Source organism: Burkholderia sp. RF2-non_BP3 (genome assembly GCF_001522185.1).
GTDB classification, from domain to species: domain Bacteria; phylum Pseudomonadota; class Gammaproteobacteria; order Burkholderiales; family Burkholderiaceae; genus Burkholderia; species Burkholderia diffusa.
This window is the reverse complement of the sequence record NZ_LOSU01000036.1, coordinates 250,322-275,436: the sequence shown is the minus strand read 5'-3', so window position 1 is coordinate 275,436 and position 25,115 is coordinate 250,322. Positions and strand designations below refer to the sequence as shown.

At 64.8% G+C, this 25,115-nt stretch carries 41 protein-coding genes; 17 read left to right on the top strand and 24 right to left on the bottom strand.

The window, feature by feature from the left end; translation table 11 throughout:
* Genes WS45_RS20495 through WS45_RS20480 form a run of 4 tightly spaced genes read right to left on the bottom strand, consistent with a single transcriptional unit; the run spans position 1 to position 2,103 of the window.
* Positions 1-936 carry a phage Gp37/Gp68 family protein gene (locus WS45_RS20495; RefSeq protein ID WP_059701394.1) on the bottom strand — a complete coding sequence of 312 codons (936 nt, stop codon included), beginning with the start codon at positions 934-936 and terminating at the stop codon, positions 1-3.
* Entirely contained in the window at positions 933-1,313 is a 381-nt protein-coding gene (locus tag WS45_RS20490; RefSeq protein ID WP_059701392.1) for a hypothetical protein, read from the bottom strand. Before WS45_RS20490 ends, WS45_RS20495 begins: the two co-directional genes overlap by 4 nt.
* Positions 1,310-1,546 (bottom strand): hypothetical protein, encoded by a 237-nt coding sequence (locus WS45_RS20485; protein ID WP_059701390.1) that lies wholly within the window; start codon positions 1,544-1,546, stop codon positions 1,310-1,312. The genes WS45_RS20490 and WS45_RS20485 overlap by 4 nt, the downstream gene beginning before the upstream one ends.
* The gene (locus WS45_RS20480; protein WP_059701387.1) at positions 1,543-2,103 is read right to left on the bottom strand and encodes a hypothetical protein; all 561 of its coding nucleotides are present in this window, start codon (positions 2,101-2,103) and stop codon (positions 1,543-1,545) included. Before WS45_RS20480 ends, WS45_RS20485 begins: the two co-directional genes overlap by 4 nt.
* A 96-nt stretch (positions 2,104-2,199) precedes the next feature.
* Here WS45_RS20480 and WS45_RS20475 point away from each other — a divergent pair, with 96 nt between their 5' ends.
* A complete protein-coding gene (locus tag WS45_RS20475) occupies positions 2,200-2,418 on the top strand; it encodes a hypothetical protein (protein ID WP_059701385.1) in 219 nt (72 codons plus the stop codon).
* Here the strand turns inward: WS45_RS20475 and WS45_RS20470 are convergent.
* The 4 genes from WS45_RS20470 to WS45_RS20455 form a co-directional block, all read right to left on the bottom strand.
* Positions 2,415-2,618: a hypothetical protein gene (locus tag WS45_RS20470; RefSeq protein WP_059701382.1), complete on the bottom strand. Its 204-nt coding sequence runs from the start codon at positions 2,616-2,618 to the stop codon at positions 2,415-2,417. The two genes, WS45_RS20475 and WS45_RS20470, sit on opposite strands and share 4 nt — an antisense overlap.
* Before the next feature lie 50 nt (positions 2,619-2,668).
* On the bottom strand, positions 2,669-2,917 hold the full coding sequence (locus WS45_RS20465; RefSeq protein WP_257140557.1) for a hypothetical protein: 249 nt from the start codon (positions 2,915-2,917) through the stop codon (positions 2,669-2,671).
* Complete coding sequence (locus WS45_RS36220) at positions 2,914-3,447, bottom strand: hypothetical protein (RefSeq protein ID WP_257140556.1); 534 nt, start codon at positions 3,445-3,447, stop codon at positions 2,914-2,916. Before WS45_RS36220 ends, WS45_RS20465 begins: the two co-directional genes overlap by 4 nt.
* A gap of 292 nt (positions 3,448-3,739) precedes the next feature.
* Positions 3,740-5,647, bottom strand: coding sequence for a hypothetical protein (locus WS45_RS20455; RefSeq protein ID WP_059701378.1), 1,908 nt, complete (start codon positions 5,645-5,647; stop codon positions 3,740-3,742).
* Positions 5,648-5,813: 166 nt separating this feature from the next.
* Here WS45_RS20455 and WS45_RS20450 point away from each other — a divergent pair, with 166 nt between their 5' ends.
* Together WS45_RS20450 and WS45_RS20445 are read left to right on the top strand one after the other, a co-directional pair.
* Positions 5,814-6,149: a hypothetical protein gene (locus WS45_RS20450; RefSeq protein ID WP_059701376.1), complete on the top strand. Its 336-nt coding sequence runs from the start codon at positions 5,814-5,816 to the stop codon at positions 6,147-6,149.
* Positions 6,150-6,318: 169 nt separating this feature from the next.
* Positions 6,319-6,939 (top strand): hypothetical protein, encoded by a 621-nt coding sequence (locus WS45_RS20445; RefSeq protein WP_059701374.1) that lies wholly within the window; start codon positions 6,319-6,321, stop codon positions 6,937-6,939.
* A 113-nt stretch (positions 6,940-7,052) separates the two neighbouring features.
* On the opposite strand, the gene WS45_RS20440 is transcribed toward WS45_RS20445, so the two are convergent.
* The 13 genes from WS45_RS20440 to WS45_RS20395 all read right to left on the bottom strand — a co-directional run bounded on the left by WS45_RS20440 (position 7,053) and on the right by WS45_RS20395 (position 15,622).
* Positions 7,053-7,619, bottom strand: a complete 567-nt coding sequence (locus WS45_RS20440; protein ID WP_257140555.1) for a 1-pyrroline-5-carboxylate dehydrogenase — start codon at positions 7,617-7,619, stop codon at positions 7,053-7,055.
* Positions 7,620-7,672: 53 nt separating this feature from the next.
* Positions 7,673-9,439, bottom strand: coding sequence for an AAA family ATPase (locus WS45_RS20435; RefSeq protein WP_059701370.1), 1,767 nt, complete (start codon positions 9,437-9,439; stop codon positions 7,673-7,675).
* On the bottom strand, positions 9,436-10,317 hold the full coding sequence (locus WS45_RS20430) for a DNA translocase FtsK (protein ID WP_059701368.1): 882 nt from the start codon (positions 10,315-10,317) through the stop codon (positions 9,436-9,438). The genes WS45_RS20435 and WS45_RS20430 overlap by 4 nt, the downstream gene beginning before the upstream one ends.
* 30 nt (positions 10,318-10,347) lie before the next feature.
* Positions 10,348-11,490: a hypothetical protein gene (locus WS45_RS20425; RefSeq protein WP_257140554.1), complete on the bottom strand. Its 1,143-nt coding sequence runs from the start codon at positions 11,488-11,490 to the stop codon at positions 10,348-10,350.
* 159 nt (positions 11,491-11,649) lie between these two features.
* The gene (locus WS45_RS20420) at positions 11,650-12,459 is read right to left on the bottom strand and encodes a RecB family exonuclease (RefSeq protein ID WP_059701364.1); all 810 of its coding nucleotides are present in this window, start codon (positions 12,457-12,459) and stop codon (positions 11,650-11,652) included.
* Positions 12,456-12,755: a KTSC domain-containing protein gene (locus tag WS45_RS20415; protein ID WP_059701362.1), complete on the bottom strand. Its 300-nt coding sequence runs from the start codon at positions 12,753-12,755 to the stop codon at positions 12,456-12,458. Before WS45_RS20415 ends, WS45_RS20420 begins: the two co-directional genes overlap by 4 nt.
* Positions 12,756-12,848: 93 nt before the next feature.
* Positions 12,849-12,992 carry a hypothetical protein gene (locus tag WS45_RS35715; protein ID WP_179950386.1) on the bottom strand — a complete coding sequence of 48 codons (144 nt, stop codon included), beginning with the start codon at positions 12,990-12,992 and terminating at the stop codon, positions 12,849-12,851.
* The gene (locus tag WS45_RS35710; RefSeq protein WP_179950385.1) at positions 12,989-13,156 is read right to left on the bottom strand and encodes a hypothetical protein; all 168 of its coding nucleotides are present in this window, start codon (positions 13,154-13,156) and stop codon (positions 12,989-12,991) included. Before WS45_RS35710 ends, WS45_RS35715 begins: the two co-directional genes overlap by 4 nt.
* Positions 13,153-13,329, bottom strand: a complete 177-nt coding sequence (locus tag WS45_RS35705) for a hypothetical protein (RefSeq protein WP_179950384.1) — start codon at positions 13,327-13,329, stop codon at positions 13,153-13,155. Before WS45_RS35705 ends, WS45_RS35710 begins: the two co-directional genes overlap by 4 nt.
* Positions 13,329-13,574: a hypothetical protein gene (locus WS45_RS20410; RefSeq protein ID WP_059701360.1), complete on the bottom strand. Its 246-nt coding sequence runs from the start codon at positions 13,572-13,574 to the stop codon at positions 13,329-13,331. Before WS45_RS20410 ends, WS45_RS35705 begins: the two co-directional genes overlap by 1 nt.
* Positions 13,571-13,921, bottom strand: a complete 351-nt coding sequence (locus WS45_RS20405) for a hypothetical protein (RefSeq protein WP_059701358.1) — start codon at positions 13,919-13,921, stop codon at positions 13,571-13,573. Before WS45_RS20405 ends, WS45_RS20410 begins: the two co-directional genes overlap by 4 nt.
* 48 nt (positions 13,922-13,969) lie before the next feature.
* Positions 13,970-14,398: a hypothetical protein gene (locus tag WS45_RS20400; protein ID WP_257140553.1), complete on the bottom strand. Its 429-nt coding sequence runs from the start codon at positions 14,396-14,398 to the stop codon at positions 13,970-13,972.
* Between the two features lie 822 nt (positions 14,399-15,220).
* Complete coding sequence (locus WS45_RS20395) at positions 15,221-15,622, bottom strand: hypothetical protein (RefSeq protein ID WP_059701356.1); 402 nt, start codon at positions 15,620-15,622, stop codon at positions 15,221-15,223.
* 86 nt (positions 15,623-15,708) lie between these two features.
* Between WS45_RS20395 and WS45_RS20390 the strand changes: the two genes are divergently transcribed.
* From WS45_RS20390 to WS45_RS20375, 4 genes are all read left to right on the top strand, one after another.
* Complete coding sequence (locus tag WS45_RS20390; protein WP_059701355.1) at positions 15,709-15,945, top strand: YdaS family helix-turn-helix protein; 237 nt, start codon at positions 15,709-15,711, stop codon at positions 15,943-15,945.
* Between the two features lie 117 nt (positions 15,946-16,062).
* A complete protein-coding gene (locus WS45_RS20385) occupies positions 16,063-16,437 on the top strand; it encodes a hypothetical protein (protein WP_059701354.1) in 375 nt (124 codons plus the stop codon).
* The gene (locus WS45_RS20380) at positions 16,434-16,655 is read left to right on the top strand and encodes a hypothetical protein (protein ID WP_082721988.1); all 222 of its coding nucleotides are present in this window, start codon (positions 16,434-16,436) and stop codon (positions 16,653-16,655) included. Before WS45_RS20385 ends, WS45_RS20380 begins: the two co-directional genes overlap by 4 nt.
* Complete coding sequence (locus tag WS45_RS20375) at positions 16,649-16,876, top strand: hypothetical protein (protein WP_059701353.1); 228 nt, start codon at positions 16,649-16,651, stop codon at positions 16,874-16,876. Before WS45_RS20380 ends, WS45_RS20375 begins: the two co-directional genes overlap by 7 nt.
* Positions 16,877-16,890: 14 nt before the next feature.
* On the opposite strand, the gene WS45_RS20370 is transcribed toward WS45_RS20375, so the two are convergent.
* The gene (locus WS45_RS20370) at positions 16,891-17,355 is read right to left on the bottom strand and encodes a hypothetical protein (RefSeq protein WP_156437243.1); all 465 of its coding nucleotides are present in this window, start codon (positions 17,353-17,355) and stop codon (positions 16,891-16,893) included.
* A gap of 92 nt (positions 17,356-17,447) precedes the next feature.
* Here WS45_RS20370 and WS45_RS20365 point away from each other — a divergent pair, with 92 nt between their 5' ends.
* From WS45_RS20365 to WS45_RS20325, 9 genes are all read left to right on the top strand, one after another.
* Positions 17,448-18,569: a DNA-methyltransferase gene (locus WS45_RS20365; RefSeq protein WP_059701517.1), complete on the top strand. Its 1,122-nt coding sequence runs from the start codon at positions 17,448-17,450 to the stop codon at positions 18,567-18,569.
* Positions 18,566-19,036, top strand: a complete 471-nt coding sequence (locus WS45_RS20360) for an XF1762 family protein (RefSeq protein WP_059701351.1) — start codon at positions 18,566-18,568, stop codon at positions 19,034-19,036. Before WS45_RS20365 ends, WS45_RS20360 begins: the two co-directional genes overlap by 4 nt.
* The gene (locus WS45_RS20355; protein WP_179950388.1) at positions 19,033-20,007 is read left to right on the top strand and encodes a phosphoadenosine phosphosulfate reductase domain-containing protein; all 975 of its coding nucleotides are present in this window, start codon (positions 19,033-19,035) and stop codon (positions 20,005-20,007) included. The genes WS45_RS20360 and WS45_RS20355 overlap by 4 nt, the downstream gene beginning before the upstream one ends.
* Positions 19,977-21,113 (top strand): DUF1376 domain-containing protein, encoded by a 1,137-nt coding sequence (locus WS45_RS35885; RefSeq protein WP_218921639.1) that lies wholly within the window; start codon positions 19,977-19,979, stop codon positions 21,111-21,113. Before WS45_RS20355 ends, WS45_RS35885 begins: the two co-directional genes overlap by 31 nt.
* Positions 21,110-21,370, top strand: coding sequence for a hypothetical protein (locus WS45_RS20345; RefSeq protein WP_059701349.1), 261 nt, complete (start codon positions 21,110-21,112; stop codon positions 21,368-21,370). The genes WS45_RS35885 and WS45_RS20345 overlap by 4 nt, the downstream gene beginning before the upstream one ends.
* On the top strand, positions 21,367-21,837 hold the full coding sequence (locus WS45_RS20340) for a RusA family crossover junction endodeoxyribonuclease (RefSeq protein WP_059701348.1): 471 nt from the start codon (positions 21,367-21,369) through the stop codon (positions 21,835-21,837). Before WS45_RS20345 ends, WS45_RS20340 begins: the two co-directional genes overlap by 4 nt.
* Positions 21,838-21,848: 11 nt before the next feature.
* Positions 21,849-22,175, top strand: a complete 327-nt coding sequence (locus WS45_RS20335; RefSeq protein WP_059701347.1) for a hypothetical protein — start codon at positions 21,849-21,851, stop codon at positions 22,173-22,175.
* A complete protein-coding gene (locus WS45_RS20330) occupies positions 22,172-22,831 on the top strand; it encodes a hypothetical protein (RefSeq protein WP_059701346.1) in 660 nt (219 codons plus the stop codon). The genes WS45_RS20335 and WS45_RS20330 overlap by 4 nt, the downstream gene beginning before the upstream one ends.
* A gap of 306 nt (positions 22,832-23,137) precedes the next feature.
* The gene (locus WS45_RS20325) at positions 23,138-23,680 is read left to right on the top strand and encodes a hypothetical protein (RefSeq protein WP_059701345.1); all 543 of its coding nucleotides are present in this window, start codon (positions 23,138-23,140) and stop codon (positions 23,678-23,680) included.
* A gap of 61 nt (positions 23,681-23,741) precedes the next feature.
* Here WS45_RS20325 and WS45_RS20320 read toward each other — a convergent pair whose 3' ends face one another.
* On the bottom strand, positions 23,742-24,074 hold the full coding sequence (locus tag WS45_RS20320) for a hypothetical protein (RefSeq protein WP_059701344.1): 333 nt from the start codon (positions 24,072-24,074) through the stop codon (positions 23,742-23,744).
* Positions 24,075-24,128: 54 nt separating this feature from the next.
* The gene (locus tag WS45_RS33795) at positions 24,129-24,353 is read right to left on the bottom strand and encodes a hypothetical protein (RefSeq protein ID WP_082721992.1); all 225 of its coding nucleotides are present in this window, start codon (positions 24,351-24,353) and stop codon (positions 24,129-24,131) included.
* 82 nt (positions 24,354-24,435) lie between these two features.
* Here WS45_RS33795 and WS45_RS20315 point away from each other — a divergent pair, with 82 nt between their 5' ends.
* The gene (locus WS45_RS20315; RefSeq protein ID WP_059701343.1) at positions 24,436-25,101 is read left to right on the top strand and encodes a putative metallopeptidase; all 666 of its coding nucleotides are present in this window, start codon (positions 24,436-24,438) and stop codon (positions 25,099-25,101) included.
* The last annotated feature ends 14 nt before the right edge of the window (positions 25,102-25,115 follow it).

Sequence of the window (25,115 nt, the reverse complement as noted above, 5' to 3'; positions counted from 1 at the left end):
TCATCTGTGTTCCGGGAATTCGTCGTGCGTGCGGCCGTCGAGGTGGCGGCCGGCGGCGCGCTTGCCGATGCGATACACGGTCGGCTCGTCGTCGTAGCTCAGACCGTCATGCTCGCTCGGCGTCATCGTGCTGAACGACCGTTCGTCGCTAAACCAGTCCGCAACACGCTCGGTGCGCGTCGGCCGGCCGCCGCAGTTTTCGCCTGGCGCCCATTCGCCCCATTGCTTGAACAGGAACGGGACACCGGCAGCCGCGCACTGGTCGCGGAGATTTCTGGCCCAATCGGGATGCATCGGCCGCGCGTTGGGGCCGCTTTCACCTCCACAGATGACCCAGTCAGGCATCAACTCGGTAGGGATTTCGCCGAGGTCAGCCAGCATTGGCTCGACACTCCAGAACCGCATGCGCGCCGGCACGGCGAGGAGCTTTTCGGCATCGCGCAGCATCTCTTCGCGGTTCACGATCGTCGCGCCGATCGAGACGTTGTCGTGCAGGCGCGGCCTTTCGATGCAGTCGAGGTCGAATTGGTACTGAGCGGCTTCGCTGACCATCGACATGACGTTGCCGATCCGCTTCGTGAGCAGTAGCCAATCGAGGTTCGGCGTGTCGGCGATCAGCCGGAACAGGTCCGCGCGCCACGCGGGATCGACAGCGTTGTCGAACACGTCCGCGAGCGACGCGCAGAACACACGCTGGCGCCGGCCGTGGATTGCGTAGAACGTGCCATCGCGGTTCCACTGCAGCGGCTTGCGCCAGTTCGCGGCCGACGTGCGGCGGCGCGGCGCGCCGGGCCCCCAGTTCACGGCCGTGCCGCCGGCGAAGCGCGAGTTGCGCGACTCGGCGTAGCAGTGGTCGCAGCCCGGGCTGACCCTCGCACAGCCCTCCCACGGGTTGAACGTGTGGTCGCACCACTCGATTTTTGTGTTCTCGCTCATGGTCTGTTGTCCGCGCCGCAGTTAGGGCAGTCGAGGGAATAACGGTCAGCGTCTCGCAGGAAGCGGCCGCAGCCGACGCAGCTCACGCGGTCGGCGTACAGCTTCCGAGGCTTGGTGAGTGTGATTCCGGTTCCAGCGAGCGCCTCCTCGCGCTTGATGTGCTGAGCGTCGACGGCCGGCCGCCACTTCGAGTCGATGTAATCCTTCGGCCACGGGATGTCGGTCGCGCGCGCGTCGTGGCGCGCCTGTGCCTCTTCCTGCGTGTAGACGTTTGCTTTGCGCAGGTCGGTCGTGTAGCCGTTTCCGTCCTGAGCCCACCACATCACGTCATTGCCGACGAACGAACGGCTGTCCTGAAGGTAGAAAAGTGCGGTCATATCTGGATGTCCACGTATTTGGTGGTGAGGCGCGCTTCCTCGCTGTGGTGCCGGCGATAAACGATACGAATGCCGCCACCGAGGTCGAGCGGCCGGCCGCGGTCGTTGTCGTCGTTGAGCTCGGCCTGGTGGTCGCAGCAGACCGCGCGCAGTGTGTCGGCGAGGGCGACGGGATCGACCAGCAGCCGAAGCAGGAAGTCGTGGTTGATCTCGATGATGGTTCGCGTGCTCATGCCGCAAGCTCCTCGTCGTTGACGTCCATAGGCTGTTGGAAGACACGGCCGCGCTCGCCGACGGGGATCGTCACCAGACCCGCCGCGGTGAGGAACGGATTGCGCTTCATGGCGCTGCGGGCCGCGCGTGCTGCATCGGATTTGATTGCAGCCGGGCAGGGCACATCGGGCCCAGTGCCGACCGCCCAGACCGGCCGCCACTGAGCGCGACCCTCGGGCGGGATCCAGTCGACGATCTGCACTTCGGTGCGGTGAAGCGTCAGCAGCTCACTGACGCGCTGCTGCGAGACGCCGCAGCGTTTAACCAGCTCGCGAACCGACAGTTGCTCCCGCTCGAGGATTGCGCGCATCCGATCCCACGCCGGCGTCGCGCGCGACCTGTAATCGCGCTGCGCCCGCTTGACCTTGAGCACCCTGGTGGCAAAGGTCTGGACCGACTTCTGCGACCGTCGCGGAAACGCTGCGTAGAGCGCCTCGGTTGCGATGGGGGACGGATAGAGGCGGGCGAGCAGGCGCGCCTCGGCGGTCGTCCACAGGTTGTGTGTCGACGTCGACATGCGACGATTCCTCCGGGTATTTGCAGATGGTCGAGCGAAAATGATCGGGCGCCCGAGCGGGCTCAAGTTTGATGCGTGTATGTCGATAACTCGGGGATGAAGACGACAATTACCAAGGCGGAAGCCCACGAAGTCCTTGAAACTGCAACCAAGCTCGTCGAGGCCCTGGCGGCCGCAAACGGGGTTGCGGTGGACTCCCCTGATGGGCAAGTTCTGTACGACAAGATCGTGTTCGGCGCACTTAGCGAATGCATGCCGAATGTCACGATCGAGCAACTGTTCGAGCTACTTGAAAAGCCGGAAATCGACCATTAGCGCGGTAACGCCGCCAGCTCGTCGGCCGGCGCAGCTGCGAGCTGCTCGACAGGGGCTGCGGCGAGCAGGGCACGCATGACAGAGCGCAGTTCTTCGGCGATATACAGGCTTTCTGCTTCATCGAGACGGTACGCACACGCGATCAAGATTGCGGATTGCTCGTCCGTCAGCGCGCCAGCGTGGCTCTTGTCGACGGTCATCAAGCGTCTCCAGATTCGATCGCACCGGTGTCGCGCCATTCGTAGGGTGATCACGGTTCGGATGGACCCGGCAGCGGCGAGTGCTTCGGCTTCGCGGCCTGTTTCGCGCGGATCTTCGCGATCGTCTCGGGCGCGTTGATACGCGTGAGTTCAGTCTCGCCGGCCACGTGCATGTCGAGGCCGTTCGCAAGGCAGAGCGCGGCCAGAGTGACCATGACTCCGCCGACTTCCTGCGTCGGCTCGCCGACTGGCCGCGACCAGGTGTAATCGACCAGCGCGTGCGCTTCCTCGCGCGTCATGCCGCACGCCTGCACGAGTTCGCCGGCCTCCTCGAAGAACCGGTGATTGCGCTCGAGCTTGTCGGCCGAGATCTCGGCGCCGATGCATGCCTGCTCCACGGCTGCACGCGCTGTTGGAAAGGTGCCTGTGTACTGGCGACGGCGCGGTCCCGCCGACAGGAGCCATCCGTGCGCTGCTCGCATAGGCCCTCGCCGCTGCACATGCATGGCGTCGGCACACGAGCGAGCCGCGCGCGCAGCCACGTCGCGACGTCTTCGCCCTGCTGGCAACCGAACTCGCTGCAGATCCCGTGCAGCAGGTCGAGGTTCACTCGCACCGCGTTGTAGACCCAGCGGGTGATCGGGCGCAGCAGATCGCCGTCTTGCTGCGGCTCGATGGCGTCGAGCAGGTCGCGCACGATCTTGACGCTCGCTGAACTGTCGTTCGTGAGTTCGTCGATGTTGTCGCCGCCATGCTCCGCGTCGTAGTGGTGGCGGATGAACTCGCGCAGCTGGTCGACGATATAGCCGCCGTAGGTGTTGGTGGTCATGGTGTGAGCCTCGATGGTCATGCGAATAGGTCGCCCTGCTTTTTGCCGCTCGACTCGGCGAGATGCGTAGGGCAGAAGTGGACGTCGGCATCGACCTGATGCGCATGCATCGCACACAGGTGCCGATCGCACGTCTTACCCGGCTTCGTCTGGAAATCGCAGAGGAAGTCGCTCGGCGCGCCGCAGCCGTCGACCGAGCAGCGACGCCCGCGTTTACGACCGCGCGTGCAGATGATTCCGGACATGCCGCCGGGGAGGCGAAACGGGGTGCAAGGCATCAGTTGCCTCCGCTTTAGAAGGTCTGCGGCGCGACTGTCAGCGCGATCGCGATCGGGCGCACCCAGACCGGTGTCGACGAAAGCTGGAACGTCTCGCCGGTTTCGGCGAGCAGCAGCGTGGTGCCCATCACCTCGGCGATCGCCTGCGCGGCGTCCGGCGGCACCGCGTTGCCGATGCGCTCGCGCCACGCCTGGTCGGACAGTCCGTCGAGCTCGAGATACTCCTCCGGCTCAACGAGCGATTGCAGGACGGCCAGCTCCAGCGTGGTGAACGGCCGGTGCCAGGTGCCGTCGAGCGCGCGGATCACGGCGACGGTCTTCTCGTTCGCCGCGGGCATGCGCGGATCCGCGACGGACCAGCGGCCGTTGTCGTGGCCGGCGGCGGCAGACACCGCGCCGCTGTGCTGGTCCCAGCCGACAACGCCGTAGTGGCCGCCGGTCAGGTACGCGTCGCCGCGCCCGCGGCGCATGCCCGGGCGCGGGTCGGCCACGGCGAACGCGCCTTGGCCGCTGTCGCTGCGCGCGATGACCGTGCCGGCCGGCTCGTCGAAGCCGGTCACGCGGTACTTGCCGGCGCCTTCGAAACCAGTGCTCGCGCGCGGATCGGCGACCGCGTACGCGCCCTGGTCATCGCCACCGATGACCGTACCTGCGTGGCCGGCCCATTCGGTCACCTTGTACTTGCTGAAGAGCGGACCGGCCGGCGGCCGCGGGTCCTGCACGCATTGGCCGGTTCCGTGCGCGCTGGTAACGGCGCCGGCCGGGTCGCGCCAAGGAACGATCCGGAATTCGTTGTTGTGCTTTGCCGGGCCCTGATGGCGCGGGTCTGCGACGCTGAAGGTGCCTTGCCCGGGCGACTTCTGGCCGGTAATCGTGCCGGCGTGGTCGTTCCAGTCGAGTACGCCGTACTGCTGGTATTGTGCGGCGTCGGCCGGCCCGCGCGGGTCCGCGACCGAAAAGGTGCCGTTGCCCGGCCGGCTCGCGCCGGCCACCACGCCGCACGGTTCCTCCCAGCGGTTTACGCCCAGCACGCCGTTGTGCATGTCCGGCACGATCAGGTAGTCGCGCAGCTGGCCGTTCTCGACCGCGAGCTTGTTCAGGCTGCGCCAGTCGCTGCCCGCTTCGACGAAGGCGAGGCGCACCCATGTTTTCCACTGCAGCGACGGCACGCGATGCATTGGGCCGGCGGCCTCGACGTCGCCTGGCAGCGGCATGCGGCCGAGTAGCGTGCCGACGCCGTGAAGGCGATTCTGGGGCGGCTCGTACAGGAATGCTGGTACTTTTTCGGTATGCCGCGCGACGAGCAGGAAGCGTTTCCGGCTCTGTGCCATGCCGCGCTTCGCGATGCGGCCGCAGTCGTGACTCGTCTCGTTCTTCGCATAGCCGAAGTGCTGCAGAATCTGCCCGATCTGACCCAGCAAGTGGCGGCCGCGCGTTGCGAGCCGGGGGACGTTTTCGAACACGATGAGTTCGACCGGGTCGTCCTTCCACGCCTCGCACATCAGCCACACGCAGCGCAGCGTCAGCTCGTTGAGCGCCTGGTACTTCGGCGTGCGGCTAAGCGTTTCCGACAGCAGGCCGGACGCGCCCTTGCACGGCGACGAGATGAACACGCAGTGCGGATGCTGGTAGCCGGCGGCGCGGCGCACGTCTTCGGGTGTGGCCTCACGCCATCCGGCTGGCGGCTCGACGCCGTGGAACGCGGTGTACTGCTCGCGCGTGAACAGGTCCATGACCGTGCACGGCGTGCCGACCAGCATCTCGAAATCGCGCGCGGCCGCCGGATCGTTGTCGATGCCGCCGATGCAGCGCCACGTCGCGGTCATGTTGCCGACGCGAGAGGTGGCTTTGGTGAAACCCTTGGCGCCGCCGCCGAGGCCGCAGCAGAATCCGAAGCTGTTGTACACGCGCTGAACGTTCATAGGTGTCGGAGCAATTAAAAAAACGGGCGCCGTACTGGCCGCCCGCAAAAAAGCCGCGCATCCGAGGCAACGGAATTTGCGCGGCTGAGGAGGGAATAGATTGGGTACTCTATTTGTCTAAAGAATATCGAAATGCAGCCGATATGCCGGATTTGGCGGAGGTGATGTGAATTTCTTCGAGCTCTTGTCGATGTACACAGACGTAGCGATGACGGGATTTTTCGTGTATGGACTCGCGTTTATCCCGGTATGGCTGATCACCGCCAACCTGACGTATGACGAGTGGAAGGTCCCGGTGGCTCTCGCGGTCGCGTTTGTGCTTGTCTTGTCTCCCGAGCTCTATCACTTTGCACAGTGGCATTGGGGCGGTTTCGAGAAGCAACTTGAGATGCAAATGCTTCGGTATGACAGAGACATCGTTTACAACGCGTTGAAGGTCAAATTCTGGTCAGAGATCGCGGGTGGTGCAGCCGCCTGGTTTGTGATGAATCGCTTTGCCTGACAGGTGTAACTCACTGACATGAGGGAGCGGCGTGCGCTCGATTCGCTCGGATTCTTGGCTTGCAGTGCGGCGATAGCCCCTGCAAGACAGGCGACAATGAGTAACCGGGCGCCGCCGATATGCATGCAGTCCACATGCTACGATTCGCACCAAAACAAACGGGGGTGCGATGGAACGCGGTCTGTTTAAGTACGCGGTGGTTGTGATGTGTGCGATGGTCGGCATAGCCGGATACAACGTAGTCGACTGGAAGCGTTTGGACGCTGCCAGCTGGGCCGCATGGGTGCAGGCGGTTGGCGGAATCTTCGCGGTAATTGCGGCCTTCGGAGTTGCGCGATATACGATCCGCGCGGATCAGAAGCGCAAAGCTCGTGAAGAATCAGTTACCCAGGCGGCGGATTTGCTGGCGTTGCACCACATCGCGGCAGAGCTCGAGCAAATGTGCATATTGACGAACTTCGAGAAGTCGAATTTGTGCGAGCGGACCATCTATCCCGACGCGGCCGGCGAATTTCGTTCGATCGCCGAGCTTGTTGCGTCGTTACCCGTCATCAATGTGGTAACACTTGGGGAGATGGAAATGCTGTTGGAACTGCGCAGAACAGCGACATTTTGTTCCCGTATCTTCGAAGAAGATGGTCATCTAAAAGGTGATGAGTTTGTTTTGAAACATAGGCGAGACTTCGCTAAATTCCACGACCGCTGCGCACATATCAGCACTCATATGTGGGATCGCGTCGAAGAAGTTTGCCCTGGACATTTCACTGATAAGCGCCGAATGCATCTTTGAATCCGCCGCTGGGCAGTAGATGCTTATGCAGTCCGCGGATTCATCCCATTCCTGGGTGGTCGCGTGGCCTAGGAGCGCTACGACAAGCACGCCAAGGCTCTTGAGCCATAGGATCAGCGGGGCATCCATTCGATACCGCGCACGATCCGGCCGACCGGTTCGAGCACAAGCACCTCGGATTCCTTCTCGCTGCGCACGAGCGCGTTGCCACGCCGCTGGGCTTTCTCGAGCGACGTGTGACGTTTCGGCTTGCAATACCTGCCGACCGTCACGAACAGCGGCGCACGTGCGCCGACCGGCCCGAGCGTCAGCTCATCGATGCGGGCTTCGAGTGCCGCGGTATTCGCGCGCCAGGTGTCGGCTCGTTGCTGCGCGGCGTCGCGCTCGGCGGTAAGGCGTTCAACTTCGGCGCGCAGGTCCGCGATGATCCGCGCGACGTCGACGACTCCGAAATTCGGCTCCACCGAGTCGTCAACCGGACCGACCGATACCAGTGCTGGCGCTGCAGCGGCGGGCGGCGCGTCACCGGTCGGCGTTGCCGGCCGCGGTGCCCGCGCGAGCCAGTACACATACTCGTTGCCGCCGCCGGCCCGCTTCTCGCGCTCGACGAGCGCCTCGCCAAGCATCCGGTTCAACTCCTTCGTCACGTCGAGATGCGGGAGCCCGGTGCCGGTCGCCACGGCCTTCGCTGTGGCTTCCGACGTCGCGGCGAGATATTTCTCGATGTCCTCTCTCACGCTGCCTCCCGAATTGCATGCTGCGCGGCCGGCGCGACCTGACCGCCCTCGACCCAGAATGCTTCGATGGCTTCGGGCAGGCCGCCGGGCGGCGTTTTCAGGCTCATGAACACGAGCGCCGTGTCGATCTGGTCGGTGTACGCGAGATCGTCGAGCCAGTAGAGCAGCCGGTCTCGCTCCGGCCCGACCAGAACGTCGGCGCGATCGAGCACGAGCACCTTCAGGCCCGAGAAGTGGCTGATCGCCGCGGCGATGTGCGCGTCGACGCGCCAGCGCTCCGATTCGGACAGCAGGGCGTATGCGCGCCCGTCGGCGAAGATCTCCATCTCCGGCGTGATCGTCACGCCGGCCCATTCGGACATCTCGGCGAGGCCCGTCAGGCGCTCGTTCATCGGCGTGAGCGCTTCGCTGAGCAGGTCGGCCGGGATTCCGTTCGGCGCCAGCGCGTCGGCGATCGCCTCGTACGCCGCGACGTCTTCGTGCAGCGCCGCAGCCTGCTTCGCCAGATCGGTGGCGCCGGCGGCGCGCCGCTCGATTTCGCGAAGGGTCGCGATATCTGTATCGAGCTGCTTTCGGCGGCGCTGAAGGTCCGCCAGTTCCGAGCGCGCGGCGTCGCCACTCTCGCGCGCGGCGGCCGCGCCACTTTCCTCTGCGTCGTCTTCGAGTGCGCGCAACTGCGTCGCGGCCGATTCAGCCGCTTCGACGTCGCGCTTGCGGTTCGCGACTGCGTTTTGCAGCGTCTTCAGGCCCTGCTCATACTCGGGCAGCTTCGCGGCCGCGTCAGCGTCGCGCGCGCCGACCGCGGCCGCCGCCGACAGCACGCCGTTGAGGTAGCGCAGGAGCGCACCGCATTCAGGGCACGTGCATTCGGTGCCAGCCGGCGCCGCGCCGGCGAGCACACGAAGCGCTTCGACCTTGGGCAGGAATTCGGCAACCTGTTCGTCGGCGAGCTGCGCGAGCTCGACCGCCTTCGCGTAACCGGCGGCGCGCGTGCGCAGATCGGCGATTTTCGACGCGCGCGCACGTGCCGCGGTGTCCGCCGCGTCGGCCGCGCCGATCTGCTGCTGCAGTTCGCCGATCCGGTCGTCGAGCGCCGCGCGGTCGCCCGTGAGCTTCCGCAATGCTGCCTCGTCGAACTCGACCGGTGCTGGCCGCCAGGTGGCGGCCTTCTGGCTGCCGTACGTTTCGCCGGTGGCGTTGCGCCACGATTGCTTCGCGCCGCGCGCGCGGTCGGCGGCCTCCTTCTGCGCTGCTTCGAAGCCGGCACGCAACATCGGCGTGATGGCCGCGAGCCGCGCGGCGGCCGGTGCCGGCACCGCATCGGCGCGGAACCCGAGCTTGCCGAGCAGCCGGGCGCGCATTTCGTCGACGCCGATCTTCACGCCCATCAGGTCGTACAGGAACGCCCGGCGCTCGGCCGCGCCGAGGTGAGCGAACCGCTGCGCGTCGAGAACCAGCGGAAGGCGCGGATCCTCGGCGAGCTCGCGCTTCAGCTTGCCGGACGGCAGCATGACGCTGTTCGCCTGCTCGCCGCATGCGACAACGATCTGGCCGCCGTCGGCCCCCTCGGTGACGAGCGAGCCGTATTCCTTCTTCAGCGCGACGCGCACGGTGTCGCCGGTGAGCGCCATGCGCACGGCTTCCTGCAGGCTGCTCTTGCCGGCGCCGTTCGGCCCGGTGAAGAGGGTGACGGGTTTCGCGAGCCGGAGGTCCGCCGTGCGGATCCCGAGAACGTTCGCCACGTAGATGTCGGTGATTTTCACGATTCCTCCCTCTGCGGTCCGCGCGGGCGCAGGACCGTGCGGCCGCCGTCCGACTCCATCGCGCTGACGATGCCCTTCGCTTCGAGCAGCTCGACTAACCGCGCGGCGCGGTTGTAGCCGATCTTGAACTGGCGCTGCACGCTCGAGATCGTGACCTTCTGCTGCTCGATCACGAACGCTTCGACTTGGGCGTACAGCGGATCCTCGTTGCCGGAGCCGGCTTGTTCCTCGTGCCACTCCTTCCAGCCCTTCACCCAGGCGATGCACAGCTCGCCGGCCATCACGGGGCATTCGCTCTCCGGTTTGCCGTCGGCGGCCGCTTGCCGGCCGGCCTGATGCTGTTCGTCGATCTGCGCTTGCGTCGGACCATCGCCGAGCTTCGGCACCTCGCGGAACTCGGCGTCGACGACGTCGCCGTCGGGTTTGTCGCCGTCCATGCCGTCACCATCACCGTCCGTGTACTCGCGGCCGAGGTTGAAACCACGCTGATCCGATTCGCCGCGGATCTCGTCCATGCCGCCGGTGTGCTCGCTCGGGTTTGCGACGACGACCAGAACGGTTTTCCCGCTGGCTTCGTAGAGCTCGTGCAGGTTCGGCTGCGAGCCGCCGAATTTCACGACGGCCTTGACGCCGTCCTTGATCGTGATCTGATCGAGGTCACCCTGGACGACGATGCGGCCATCGCTCGCGATCAGGTGCGTCGCCATCTTCACGTTGTGCTCGACGCGTGCACGGAGCCGATCGATGACGTCGTTCTGCTTTTTCTCGGACAACTTGACCCAGATGTCGGGCATCAGCTTCATCTCGGTCACCAGCGCGGAAAGCAGGTCTTTGCCGATGCTGTCGGCGGTCATCTGGAGGACGTTCTTGTCGGTCATGTCGAATTCCTTGGCGGCGGTAGGCGCGCGTTAGTCAGCGTTGATTGGGCCGCGCGGCCGACGCCCAGCCGGCGCGGTCGTTTGGGCGGTTGCCTTGCCGGCGGCCGCCTGTTCAGCTGCCGCCGTGATGGCGCGCATGCGCGCCGAGGCGAGGGCGTTCAGTTCGGCCTTGGCGGTTTCGTCCGGCACGCCACTGATCGCGCTGCGGGCAAGATCGAGGTCTTCGGGCGTCTTGGCGGACTCGATGTCCTCGCGGATACCGCGTACGAGGCCGGCGACGTCGAAGTCGAAACCGCCTTGGCCGTGGCCGTCATCCTCCTGCGGGCCGTCCTGGTCGTTGACCGGGTCGGCTTGCGCGGCCGCCGGCGACGCGCCTTGCGTGTGCGATTCCGTCGTGGGCCCCTTTTGTGCCTGCGATGCGCCGCGCGGGACTTCCTCGGCGGGCTCGGCGCGGCCGCCGCGCAGCTCGTCGAGGGTCGTGCTGTAGACCGTATAGGAACCGTCCGGAGAGACGTCGACGACGTCCGCCTCTTCCTCGGAAGTGCGGCCCATGCCCATGACGATGTCGGGGGCATGGATGTTGCCGAAGAAGCTGCCGGCGCGGTACTGGAACATCAGCGTGCGCAGGCCGGTCTGCCACTTCGAACCAGATTTCCCGAACCAGCCCTCCTCGACGACCATCTGCATGCTGACGGGGGCCGATTCGATCACCGGCATCCCGATATCGCGATAGAGGTCGAGCATTCGGCCGGCGTACTTGCGCACTTCGTCGGGTGCGAGCCTCGGTTCGGGCGTGCCTTTCGGGAGTGCCCAAGCGATGCACTCGATGTCGTCGACCTCGACTTCACGTTCAGCGAAGATCGGACGCCGGGCTTCGCGATCCCAGCCGGTCTTTTCCTTGTACACGGCCTTGATCCGTCCGCGATTGACCATCTGAAAGCGCAGCGGTGTGAATCGCCCTGACGCATTGATCGCCGCGATCACGAACTTGCCGGACCAGCGCAGCTTGCCCTCGATCATGTCGGCGTTCTGCATCACGGCCGTAATCGACATGCGAACGGCTCGCGCGACTTCGATCGCGACAAGGCAGTTGCCGATCGCAGACGGGTTTTCCACCCAGTGCTCTTCGTTGCCGCCTTTCTTCAGGTTGTGCGAACGGAACTGCGCCGGCACGGCGTCGCTGCTGGCATACGCCTTCGCGATCCGGTTCGCGAGCGAGAAACCGCGCTCGGTGAACATGTCGACGGCCTGGTCGGGAGTCAGGGAAGGGACGCCGCCGGCTGCCTTGACGTCTTTAAGTTGAACGGGGGTGCTCATCTTGATGTGCTCTCGCTATTCGTGGAATTGACAGGTGCCGTAGCGCGGGCAGTACTTCTTGTCGCACAACAGCGATTTCGGGTTTGGGTAGAAGCGCCCAGAGCGGAACATGTCGGCAGCGAACTGGATCAGCCCCGGCGTTTCCTCGGTGCCGAGCATCACGCGCTTGGCGTTCTTCACCGGCGCGGTGGCCACCTCCGGCGTGCCCTTCGTCTTGAGCCCGATGATCTCGGCCGTGTCGGCGATCAGCTCGCCGGTCGTGTGCTCGTAGAGCATCTCGTAGGTGCCGATCTGCGGCCCGTGGCCCTTCGTGACGGCGACACCCTGGGCGACAGCTTTTGATCCGCTCTTCAGGTCGGCGATGCCCGGGCCGAGCGCCGTGCGGCGGACGCGTGCGCGGTCCATCGTGCCGGTGAGGCGGATCACGATCCCGCCACCGCAGTCGATGTCGAGCGGCTTCGTCTCCATCTCGACCGCGACGAAGTTGTAGCGAGGCGTGATCTCGAGGCAGTACTTCGTCGTGAGCGAGATGCCGATCCGCTCGGCCTCCTTCAGGTTGAGATCGTCGCTCTCCGGGTTGTACTCGTTCGACGGATCGTGCAGCTTGTCGACGAACGCGCCGGCAGCGTCGTCGACGGTCAGGCCAGAGCCATCGAGCACGCTCTGGTCATAGGCGGCCGTGCCGGCGTGAATCGCGGTACCGAGCGCGGCACGTAGCCCAACGACGTTGCGCATCTTCAGGAGGTGGATTGCCTCCCACCTGTAGGCGCATTCGAACAATGCGCCCCAGCTCGACGCGCGCACGGTGTAGACCGAGGGCGTCATGCCGCAACTGCGGTTTCGGCGTTGACGTCCGCGGCCGGCGTCGGCATCTTCTCGACGCATACGTATGGGAAACGCTCGGGGAACGGCTTGATGTGCTTGTAGAAATGCGAGCCGAGGGAGTCGGCGCCCTTGAGCGCATCGAAGTTCGCCTGCGTGAAGCCCTTGTAGTGGTACAGCGACGTCCGCGCGCCGGTCTTACGATCCTTGAATCGGACCGCGAGCGTTTCGGATTCGGCGTCGTAGCCGATGCTATGGATCTGCGACGACTCGACAGGTCGGGTGTCGATGGTTTTCATGTCTTGGAACTCCGGATAGAACGACGAGAGACGCGCACCGAACGGCGCGGCATGTGACGGACAATGTGGCGTCGACGGGTGCGACGGTGGCGCTTAGAGGATTCCCAAGCGCTTGCTGAAGTAGTCGATCGCGATCGCGATAACTGCAACCGCGATGAAGGTCGCGAGAACGAGCGCGCGCGCAGCACGCGGGTGCCGGCGCTCGAAGAGGTCAGCGTGATCAGTGAAGCGGCTCATGCGGGCCTCGTGACGAGGGCGGTGATGGCCGTGCCGTCCGCGTTGAGCCGAGCAAGCACGAATGTGCACACCGTGGCGATTGCGAGCGCGACAAGGTAACCGGCTATGGGATTCCACTCGAATACCCGGTCGAGCAGCGCGCCGAGGAGGTCGAAGGGCGTCATCCGAGGCTCCGCAGGTAGGGGCCGGCCAGATCAGCGCCGAACCAGAGCGCGCCGATCGCGACGCCGTACGCGAATGCCCATGCCGAGCCTTCGATCAAGTAGCGCAGGCGCGATACAGGCGATTGCCTGTATTCACGAAATACAGGCTGCAGGCTGTTGAGCGGTGAACGCATCACCGGTTCCTCCGTAGGTTCCGCTCGGCAAACGTCGAGACGTTGTGCTTTGTCCGGGTGAGGATCTGCTGCGCGATCGCCTCGCTGCCGACCATGGCGATGCCGAGCGCTGCCTTGCTGATCAGCATTTCCATCACATTCGCGAGCGCATCCGGCTTCCCGTATGCGCCGCAGCTACGCACGTAGTCGGCGATCAGCTTTTCGGCGAGGTCGCCGCATTGGGCGGGGGATTTGAGGGTGCTCATCGGTCGACTCCAGCGATGGTGATGTGGCGAACGGGAGCCGACACCGGCATCGGCGCACGGAAGCCGGCTTTCGCCAGCGCGTCGTCAACAACGGCGCGGATGCCGGACGTGAGGACGGTTTTCGACGCGACCAGGTGCAGTGCGTCGATCAGGTGCGCCATCGGTTGAAGGTGCGCGTCGAGCGACTGATCGGCCGCGAGCGAGCGCGCATAAGCGTCGGCCGACGCGGTTTCGTCCGCATCCGACGGCAGCTCGCCGTAGGCGAAGCTCGAATCGGCCCGCTCCTGCGCTAGCTCCTTCGCGCGCTGCAGCCATGCTTGACCGAGCGTGTACTTGATCTCGTTCATGTGGTCTCTCGGTATGGTTTGAGCGCCAGCCGTAGCGGGCGCGGGTGATCAGTCGTCGAGCGCGTGGCGACCGATGTGGTCGGCGCAGTGGGAGAACCCGGCATTGCCCGGGCCGAAGCCGCGGCCGCATTGTGAGCAACCGACGTTTTCGAATCGCGGCGCAGCCGCGCCGAGATCGGCTTCGGCGATGCGCCGCTTGATCTCTGCGGCGAGCACGTCCTTGCAGACGTTCCAGACCTCGTACACGTCCTCGATCCGCCCGCGGCGCAGCGCCGCGTCGAGCACGGCGATCTGCTCGGTCGAGAACGGCAGGACGTCGAACGTGGCGCCATCGGCGATCGCTTCGTTGCGCTCGTCGCGCGCCAGCGCTTCGTCGTCTGCCGCGGCCTGCAGTTGGTCGGCGTGTCGGTCGACCAGCGCGGGCAGGATGCGGACGTTGTTGCGATGAGGTCGAGGAGTGTGCATCGCGCCCTCCAATGAAAGTAGGATTACTAATCAAATGTCTGTCTTGAACTGCAATGCAGCATGCGCAGATCTCACTGGTGACGCCTCAGAAGAAGAACCGCCACCGGTCAGAACTGCATCACTCGCGCGCCCGGCTACTCCCGGCCGTGCCGGCTCCGGGCCGCGCGAGGTTTGTGCCGATTACGACGCCATCGGTCACGTGTTGCTGGCTGTCTTGTGTCAGGTTCACTCGGGTATTGCATGCCGCTGCGGTCTTCCGCAGCGTCCGCCCTGACTCACGACGCTGATCGCGCCGGCCGGTTGCTCCGCATGTGCGGTCCCGGCATTCCTTCGATTGTTAGAGAGCGATCCGCCTCTGGGCGGTGGCGCGGCGTCGGTGTCGCGTTGAGAGAGACTTTAGCGAAACGCGAAAGTCATGTCTATAGCGAAACGCGAAAATGAGGGGGAAATTTGTAACAGCCGTGCCGAGGCTGGTTTGTTAAGCGTCTGCTGACGGCAGTTGAAAGTCTTTGGTAACTGGGGCTAAACTACTGTACATACGTACAGTAGTGGTGGCGAAAAGGAGCGAGGGCTGGGATGAACCGAAAAGCGAAGGGGGCCGAGCTGCGGTGCAAGGCAGGTGATCTTGCGCGAGTCGTACGCTCGCCGAACGAGGCGTTGTTCAATCGGATCGTGTCGGTCGTGCAGCTGCACGACGATGGGCGCTGGGAATGCGAACTCGTCGGCGCACCGGTGCTCGGCCTAGCCGATGACGGGGAGGGATTGATCTTGACCCGAGATTGGCTGTTCCCGGATTCCTGTCTTCAGCCACGCGTCTCGACGCGTGTAGCGGCATCAGCCGCCTTTGCCGAACCGCTTCTTTGTTGACTGCGAGTCGTCCGTGTGCGCGGGCGACTGCGAAAGGATCCAGCCGATAAAGGATTCCACCTGCGTCCGCTGAGCAGGATTCAGTTTTTCCCACCCAGCTGGGGCGTCTGCTGACGGGGGCGCCGCAGCTGCCAAGGAATGATCGGTATCGAGCCAGCCGGCTGGCTTGCCAATGTTTTCTTCGATCTTGCGTGCCGTGGCGGCACGCATTCCGCGCGGCCGGCCGGTTTTCGAATCCCTGGCGCCGTCTCGCAGATTGGTGAACTGGGAATGGGACATGCCGCATGCCGCTGCTGCTGCAGCCGGGCCGCCGTGCTCCGCTTCAATGAGCCGGAGGTTCTCCCGGCGGATTTCATCGATGTCCTTCATGTGTGGCATTCAATAGCAAAACGCTAAAGGCGTATATGCGCGAAACGCTATAGACATTCCTTTCGCGTTTCGCTAAAGTTCCGTGCATGGACCTGAAAACCTACCTTTCCGCCGAGCGCGGCCGGCTTACGGCTCTCTGCCGAGCAATCGACGCGCACGCATCCGACGTTAGTCGCTGGGCAAGCGGCGAGCGTCCCATTCCGATTCCGTTCGGTTGGCCGATTGAGCGCGAGACAGGGGGGCAAGTCACGCGCGCGGAGATGTTTTCGGTCGAGGTAATCAAGCGCGTTTGGCCGGAATTGCTCGAGGCTCCGCCGGCGTAACTGGTTCGCACTGGTCCTGTTTTTTGAATCGGCCAGGCGCGTCCTGGCCGTTATTTCGCCCCGGCGTCAACTGGGTAAGCAAGTGGGTAATCAACTGGGTAACGATTGATTTTTCGTATGAACCAGACCGAATTCAGGATGTTCGCGCCGTGGGTGCAGGCCGCGACGCTGCCGGATGCGGAGATCGAATCGATGAGCTTCGAGGACTGCCTCGCGCACGCGCTCGAGCTCGGGCTGCGGCGTTTCGATCGCAAGACACTCGCGCGCAACTGCGACATTCACTATCCGCACTTCGGCGACCTGGTCGCCGGGCGCCGGCCGTTTCCGGCGACGAAACTGCACCGGTTCTGCATGTTCACCGGCTGCGACTACCCGCGGCAGTGGCTCGCGATCCAGGAGCGCAAGGCGATCGAGGAATACCGCCGGCTCAGCCAGCAGGCGATCGGCGAGTTCGTTCAGCAGGCATTCGGCCAGCGGCAGGCGGCCGCATGACGCTGACTCTCCGCCAGCGCGACGTCGGCAAGCCCTTCGCCCGCAAGCTCGGGCGCCCCATGACCTATCTCGGCATCGTCGAGAACAAGCACCTTTTCATCTTCCGCGATCCCCCGCAGGACTACCTCGCGTTCCGGGCCGACCAGCTCTGGATGCTCGAGCGCGTGCGTCCGGAGGCGGCGCCGATCGACAACACGAAGGAGGGCGGCTCGTGCTGACCCAACTGTTCGAGCGCGCGGCGCTCCGCGCGGGCTGGCGCGCGGCACGCGCTGGCACTCCATTCCACGAAAACCCGTTCACCCGCGGCGCGCTCGCGCGGTTCGCACGCCAGTGGGGCTGCGGCTGGGCCGCGGCGAACGACTGCCCGCTCAGCCTCTATAGCTGGGAGCGGTTCGGCGGGATGACGCCGGCCGAGTGTGTACGGGAGGCTGAATGGTGAGCGTTGCGTCGAAACTATGCGCGCACGATGTTCTTGCACGTTGGACAGACGTAATGGGACGCGTAGTGCCCACGGGCAGGGTTGTACCTGAGGACGGTCTTTCTGCGGTCAGGACCGTCGTAGCACGGCTGGCAGATGAAGTGTTCGGGCTCGTCGTCTCCGACAAAGCGGTATACGAAACCTCGATCGGAGACCGCATGCAACTTGTACGCGGCGCGCTCGCCGAGCACGCGCTCGAACTCAGCCGATTTCGCGTTCGCTGCGCGGAGCTGTTCCTTCAGTTCGTCGATCTCGTCGCGCGCTGCCGATTGCTTTTCCTGCAACGCCAGGGCCGCGTTTTGGACATCGATCACGCGATCGTTGATCGATTGTTGCATTTCCGCCAGCTTGTGCTCGTCGCGTGCCGCGACGGCGGCTTTTGTGAGGTCGATAGCGTTCTTCAGGCCGGCGATCGCGGCCGTGACAGTCATGATTGGCATCTGGTCTCTCGTGTTGTGGTGGGCCGCGCACGGTTTCGGCGAAACCATCATAGCGCATGCGCGTCGACCGACCGAACCGGGAGGACGGCGTCATGAACTGGCTCGATCGCTCCCACCGCGGCGACTGCCGCGACCTGATGCGCGCCATGATCGCGGACGGCGTGCGCCTGCAGACGATCGTGACGTCGCCCCCGTATTGGGGGCTGCGCTCGTACCTGCCGGACGGCCACCCGGACAAGCAACGTGAGATCGGCCAGGAGCCGACGCTGCGTGAGTTCATCGACACGCTCGTCGGCGTGTTCGATCTCGCGCGCGAACTGCTGGCCGACGACGGCACGCTTTGGCTGAACATGGGCGACGCATACGCGGGCTCGTGGGGTGCGCAGGGGCGCACCGGGCAGATGTCGGACCGCTCGGTGATCAGCGCGCAACAGATCGCCGCAGCGCAGCGCAAGGACAGCGGTACTGGATCGCGCATGCGCACCGGGCTGAAGCCAAAAGACCTGATGGGCCAGCCGTGGCGCCTAGCTTTCGCGCTTCAGGATGCAGGCTGGTATCTCCGGCAGGACATCATCTGGCACAAGCCGAACCCGATGCCGGAGAGCGTGCGCGACCGCTGCACGAAGGCGCACGAATATCTGTTCTTGCTCAGCAAGAGCGAACGCTACTACTTCGACCAGGCCGCGATTCTCGAACCGGTCAGCCCGAACACGCACGCGCGCCTTTCGCAGAACGTGCAGGCTCAGATCGGCAGTGAGCACGCGAACGGCGGAGCGAAGACGAACGGCAACATGAAGGCCGTCGGCCGCGGTGTCGGCTGGGGGCACGGCACCGACGCCGACGAGCGTTCGAGCGACCGCGTGAAGCGAAAGCTCGCTGACGAAGGCGCCGGCACGAAGAACAACGCTAGCTTCGACGAAGCGATGGCGATCATGCCGACGATGCGCAACCGCCGTTCGGTCTGGCACATCCCGACGCAGTCGTACAGCGGCGCGCACTTCGCGACGTTCCCCGAGGCGCTTGTCGAACCTTGCGTGCTCGCCGGCAGCCGGCCGGGCGACGTCGTGTTCGATCCGTTCTTCGGCAGCGGTACCGTCGGCCAGGTCGCGCAGCGGCTCGGCCGCCGCTTCCTCGGCTGCGAGCTGCACCCCGACTACGAGCAGCTGCAGCGGGATCGCCTGCGGCAGCCGGGTCTGATGCTGGAGGCTTCATGAGCCTCGTAATCGTTCCGATTTCGCTCGAAGAGGCGAACGCATTCGTCGCCGAGCATCATCGGCACCACGCACCCGTTGTCGGCCACAAGTTCAGCATCGCGGTTGCCGACGACATGCCGATGGGACGAGACGACTGCACGGGCATCTGCGGCGTCGCGATCGTCGGCCGCCCGGTCGCGCGCGGCAACGACGACGGCTGGACGCTCGAGGTGACGCGCTGCTGTACCGACGGCACGCGCAACGCGTGTTCGGCGCTGTACGGCGCGTCGTGGCGCGCGGCCCGTGCGCTCGGATACGCGCGCCTCATCACATACACGTTGCCGGCCGAGAGCGGCGCCAGTTTGCGGGGCGCCGGATGGCATCTCGTCGGCGCGCGCGGCGGCGGCAACTGGAACACGCCGGCGCGGCCGCGCATCGACACGGCCGCGCATCTGCGCGGGCAGAAGTTGCTTTGGGAGGCTTCGTGACCGATCGCCAGACCATTCACGTCGTCTCGCTTTCGGGCGGGAAGGACAGCACCGCGACGCTGCTCGTCGCGCTCGAGCTGCACGGTCGCGAGAACGTTCGTGCCGTGTTCGCCGACACCGGCAACGAGCACGAGTCGACGTACGAATACGCGCTTGAATACCTGCCGCGCGCGCTCGGCATCACGGTCGACGTGGTGCGCGCCGATTTTACCGACGAGTTCGCGACGAAGCGCGCGAACCTTGCCCGGATTGCCGCCGGCGAGCCGGAATCGGCCGTGTACGGGAAGCGCGAGTTCATGTACGCGTGGACGCCCGAGGCGGCCGCTCGCGCGCTCGACCTGCTGCACCCGACCGGAAACCCGTTCCTTGACCTGTGCATGGTTCGAGGCGGTTTCCCATCGCGCAAGCGCCAGTTCTGCACCGAATACCTGAAGCGAAACCCGTTGACCGAGTATGCGATCGGCCTGATCGATGCGGGTCACTTCGTAGAATCGTGGCAGGGCGTGCGCGCGGACGAAAGCGAGGCGCGCCGGTGGCTCCCGCATTACGAATGGCGCGGTGGCAATTACGCCGTGTTCCGGCCGATCCTGCGTTGGAACGTTGCGGACGTGTTCGATGCGCACGCGGCGGCGGCCATCGCGCCGAATCCGCTGTATCGCGAGGGGATGTCACGCGTCGGCTGCATGCCGTGCATCAACGCTCAGAAGGTCGAGATCCGTGAGATCGCGCGGCGCTTTCCAGAGCATATCGAGCGGGTCGCCGCTTGGGAGCGGCTGGTATCCGAGGTATGCCGCCCGCGCAGCCCGGTCTCGTTCTTCCACCTTGGCACGCAATCCCATGCCGGCCAGAGCAGCACGATCGAGGCTGTTGTCGAGTGGTCGAAAACGACCTTCGGCGGCCGGCAGTACGACCTTCTCGCGGACGCCGAGCCGGCGACCGCATGCGCCTCGGCGTATGGACTTTGCGAATGAACGACCTCCCGAATCCTCTCACCCCAGCGGACTGCAACCTCCGCGATTTCCCGTTCATGCCGCTCGAGGTGAAGCGCCTGTTGACGTCCGAAACATGGATCCTCGGCACCGGCGACGAGCGCGCGGCCGCGATCACGTTGTGGCTCGAAAGCTGGCATCAGATCCCGGCCGCGAGCCTGCCGGCCGACGACCGCATGCTCGGCCATCTGTCTCAGTCGAAGAACTGGAAGCGCGTGAAGGAACACGCGCTGCGCGGCTGGGTGAAGTGCGCCGACGGCCGCCTGTATCACCCTGTCGTCGCCGAGAAGGTGCTCGAAGCGTGGGTCTCGAAGCTGACCAGCAGCTTGTCAGGCACCACCGGCAATGCGAAGCGCTGGGGTATCGAGGTCGACACCGTAGCCGTACGCGCCCAGATCGTCGAGGCTGCGAACCTCCTGAAAGCCATCGCCCCGCAATCCGAATGGCTGCGAAAAAAGCAGGTGCGGGAAATCGTATCCGATTCGCGGCGCGATCCCGATCCGATCGCCCCCCGATCACCAACGCAATCGCCCCCCGATTCGCCCCCCGATCGCAAGCGAGAGGGAGAGGGAGATGTAAACACAGCAAGCGGCGGCGGCACAGCACAGGGAGACGGGGAAGAACCGCCGATCGCCGCCGCCGCTTTCGTCGAAATCCTTCGCTCGTCGGGCGTCGGCTTCGCCGCCGATGACGCGCGGTTGGCGACCTGGCCCGGGCGCGGCGTTACCGCCGACGACCTGCGTGCGGCCGTCGCCACGGGGCGCAAGCGTCGTGAGCGTGAGGGCAGCGGACAGCCGCTGAACGTCGGCCTGCTCGACCTGATCCTCGGCGATTTGCTTGCCGCACGCGCCGCGAAGCCTGCGACGGGGACACGCACGGTCGGCGACTGGTGGCGCTCGTGGACCGGGATCGTCGAGCACGGCGCCGCGCTCGGCATCGAGCAGGGCCGCGAGGAACCTCCGTTCGATTTCAAGCTGCGCGTGTTCGACGCGGCCGGTGACGGCCCGTGGTGGGACGACCACAACCGCGCGTTTCGCAACACTGCCGGGCCCGTCGCGGCCGGCGCACTGCTGGGGGAAGGGCGATGAACTGCAAACCCGGAGACATGGCCGTGATCACGCGCGGCCTTGCACGCGACCGAATTGTCGAAGTGAAGGCACCCTACGGCGACTACATGCATTTCGGCTTCTGCTGGTACGTCGAAGCGCCAGCACCGATCCCGGCCATGGACGCGCGGACTGGCTTGTCATGTCAGATCACGAACGGCTGGTGCCCGGATGCATGGTTGCGACCGATCAGCGGCGTGCCGGTGACCGATGAATTGAGCGATGAGGTGACCGCATGACCCAGCAGTCCCTCATCACGGCTTCGCCGGTCGCTCGCCGCGTAGAGTTCGTCGTTCCCGGAAACCCGGCGGCGAAGGGGCGTCCGAAGTTCGCGCGCCGCGGAGCGCACGTCACGACCTACACGCCCGAGAAAACCGAGCGATACGAGAACCTCGTGAAGATGGCTGCCCGCGCTGCGATGCGCAGTGCCGCGCCGTACGCCGGCCCGGTCCGCCTGATCGTGCACATCGGGCTGCCGATCCCGGCGAGCTGGTCGATGAAGCGGCAGGGGGAAGCGGCCGCCGGCGCCATTGGTGCGACGAAGAAGCCCGACGCCGACAACGTTGTCAAGGCGTTGAAGGACGGCATGAACGGAGTGGTGTATGTCGACGACGGCCAGGTCGTCGATCTCTGGGTGTCGAAGCGCTACGCGCGCACGCCGGGCGTGCGGATCGAGGCGATCGAGTTGAATCTGAAGTCAGCATAAGGAGCGGGGCCTTGAAAGCAAAAAGCAAACTCACCATCAACGCGATGATCGCGGCCATGAAGCCCGGCATCCGCTATTCGGCGCACGACCTCGCACGCCGCTTGAAGCATCCCGTTTCGTCGGTGCGCCAGCTGCTGTCGCTCGACGTCGCGCTCGCGCGGCTCGACTGCCATTCAGAGAGCCGCGGGCGGATGTACTCGCTCGCGGGCACGAGCCGCTCGCCGGGCTCTCACGTCGACACGCGCGTGCGGCCGGACTTCACGAGCAACCTGTCGGGCTACATGGCCGAGCTCAACGCGCGCCAGGCACTCGCGATGACGACGCGGGGTGTGCGTTGAACGGCATCTTCGAGAACACGCAACAGGCGCTGCACGTCAGCTTTCTCGTGACGTCGTTGCCGCCGCGGCAGAAGCAGCAGTTCCGCCTGGCGCTGATCCAGATCCTCGAATCGGTCGGCCGTCTCAGTGACCGGCAGGCTGAATTCCTCGAATACCTGTACGGCACCTCGTCGGGCACGATTAACTTCGACGGGCTGAGCGGTGACGAAATCCGGGCCCAGTGCGCAATGGTCGTGGGCGCGGTGCGAGATCACCTGCTGAAGCCGGAACGCAACGCGGTGTGGCTCCGCTATGCCTGCGGCATGCCGGCGCGTCCCGCGAGCGCGACGCGCGCGGCAGACCCGGGAATCCCGCCGTCGGCCGAGTGGAAACGGGCGCTGGTCGAGATGCGGACGTACCTGCGGCCGTCGCTCACCGTGACGAATGGCAAGGCGATCATGGCGCTCATCGCGGGCCACTCGCAGGTGCGGCTGCGCCAGGATGGGCTGTCGTATCGGGAGATCTCCGAGGAGACGCACGTGACGGTCCGGACGCTCGAGCGGAACGCGCAGATCATCCGGAAGCGACTCGTCGAGCTGGAACACCAAGCCGTGAAGCGACTGACGCCGCTTTTCGAGCGAAACAGCGTGACGATCGCGGAGGCCGTTGAGGCGTAAGGGGTACGGCGAAAATTCTCCTTGCAAATGTGGCGGATAGGGTGTAGATTTTCGCCAAATTGCAGAGTTGCGACCAAAGCCCGCTGAGCCGACAAGCCAGCGGGCTTTTTCGTTGTGGCGTGTCCGCGCTATACTCGACCCGGCCTTAGCTGCGCCGGCGGGAAAGACGCAGCGAGGTGATCAGCCAGCGCGCCGAAAGGTGCAGACGGGCTTCCGCCGCCCTGCTGGCACCAGACATATTGCCCAGTTCGGCGAAAGTCGACGGCCTTTTGCGTTACCATTTCTTTCCCTTATAAGGAGATAGGAATGAGTAGCGAGAAGACCATTGCCGAAGGCCTATTCGAACTTTATGCCGCCCGTCAGAGCGAGTTTCGCGAGTACTTCCAAGGAGCGCAGATTTTTCTCGCCCACTTGAAGGAAGCGCTGCGCGAAACGATCGGTCTGCCGGAGTACTATGAGCAAGGTGGACAAAGGTATCCATGGGCTCGCATGTACAAGTGGGACTCTGAGACGGGGCGAGTCGAACACGTAGAGTCGCAGTTTGACGTCGATACGATGAACGAGAAGGGCGAGCTCGAAGCCGCGATCGGCATTACGCTCGCGCATGCCTTGAATTCATCTCCGAAGTCGAACTTTTATGTCGCCGTGCGCATTCGCCCAACTCGTACTGAGTTCCACGTGTCGATTGGGCCGGACCGCGAGACTTCGCTGACATTTGCGCGTAATGCCACCGATTTCCCGCAGTTTTACGATGCATTCCTCCGTCTGCTAGAGGATACTTTGAGGCGTTCGCCTTACGATATGTCGGCTGAGTCCTTCACCGCTAAACCCGGCATTGGGTTCATCTGACGCTTCGTCAGAGCATCATCTTGGAGCCCGCTGAGCAAAATTCAGCGGGCGTTGTCGTTTGCTATGCGTTCCACCCACGCCACACGGGTTGGCTCATTTCGCAGGTCGCTACCCACTCACCGAGTTCGTCGAAAAGCTGCTGCGCGCGGTCTTCGTCAATGTTCCCACTGTCAAGTTCACCCCAAATGAACTCGAAGAAACCGCCGAGCTCGGTCGGGTACTTCACGTAGTCCTGGTCGAAATTCGCATAGACCAAATGGTTGCCAGCCTTGTCCGTGTCTCCTTTGAATGACAGATGCTCGACATGCCAGCCAGCATCGGTTTTGCGGATGCGCAGTGTCTCAGAATGCCCCCAGCGCTTCGTGTGGTACTTGAGTTGATATTCTCGTTCCATCTCGGTGGTCTCCCATAATAGGTGCCCGCTGAGCGAATGGCCGCGGGTTTTTCATCACTTCTTTCCAAAACCGTCGCCTACTAAACCCCCGCTCCCGTCGGCGAGGATGTACGACATGTTTTCCTTGTTGCAATCAACCAATGCACCGCATGTCGGACATTGAGCCGTGTTGCCGAACAGGACGCCGCTGTCAAAAGTTTCAGTGTCTCCGAGAAAAATCGGCGACCGGAATCGGTGACCGTTCGGACATTTGATCCAGATTTCTTTGATTTCTGCCATCTTTGTCTCGTAGCGTGAGCCGGCGGATTCCGGCTCGACGATTCTACGCCGGGTGCCTAGCCTTCCCGAACTCGCGAAAAACATGCCTCGTTCGAAGCGAACAGAAGTCGCTCCGGTGGCGCGTGCGCCGCGGCCTGCGCCGCCGGACATCCTGTTAGACGATTCGAACTGGATCCGGCACATCGTGCCGGCCGACGGCGTTGCCGAGTGGGTGAACGATACATTCCTGCGCGACGGCGCGCCGCTGCACAACCCTGACCACGAGCACCTCATCGACGCCGACGTCGCCTATCTCTGGGCGGCGGTCGAGAACGTGCGCCAGATGCGGCGCGTCGTCGGCCAGTGCGAAGAGGTGACGATCCGCGCCGGTGGCTGGCAGCGCGCCCGGCAGGAGCAGCAGTACCTCGAATGGTTCGGCCGCGTGCCGGCGTTCCTGATCACGCTCGACGCGCATTACGCGCGCGAGTGCAGCGACCTGGAATGGTGCGCGCTGGTCGAGCATGAGCTGTATCACATCGGCCGGCGCACCGACGCGTTCGGCGCGCCGGCCTTCACGAAGGACGGCATGCCGAGGCTCGGCATCCGCGGGCACGACGTCGAGGAATTCGTTGGCATCGTCCGGCGCTACGGCGTCGGTGGCGGCGCCGGCGACACCACGAAGCTGGTCGACGCCGCCCGCCGCGCGCCGGAGGTCGGCCACGCTGACATCGACCGCGCCTGCGGCACCTGCATCCTGCGGGCCGCGTAAACCGAACGTTTTCC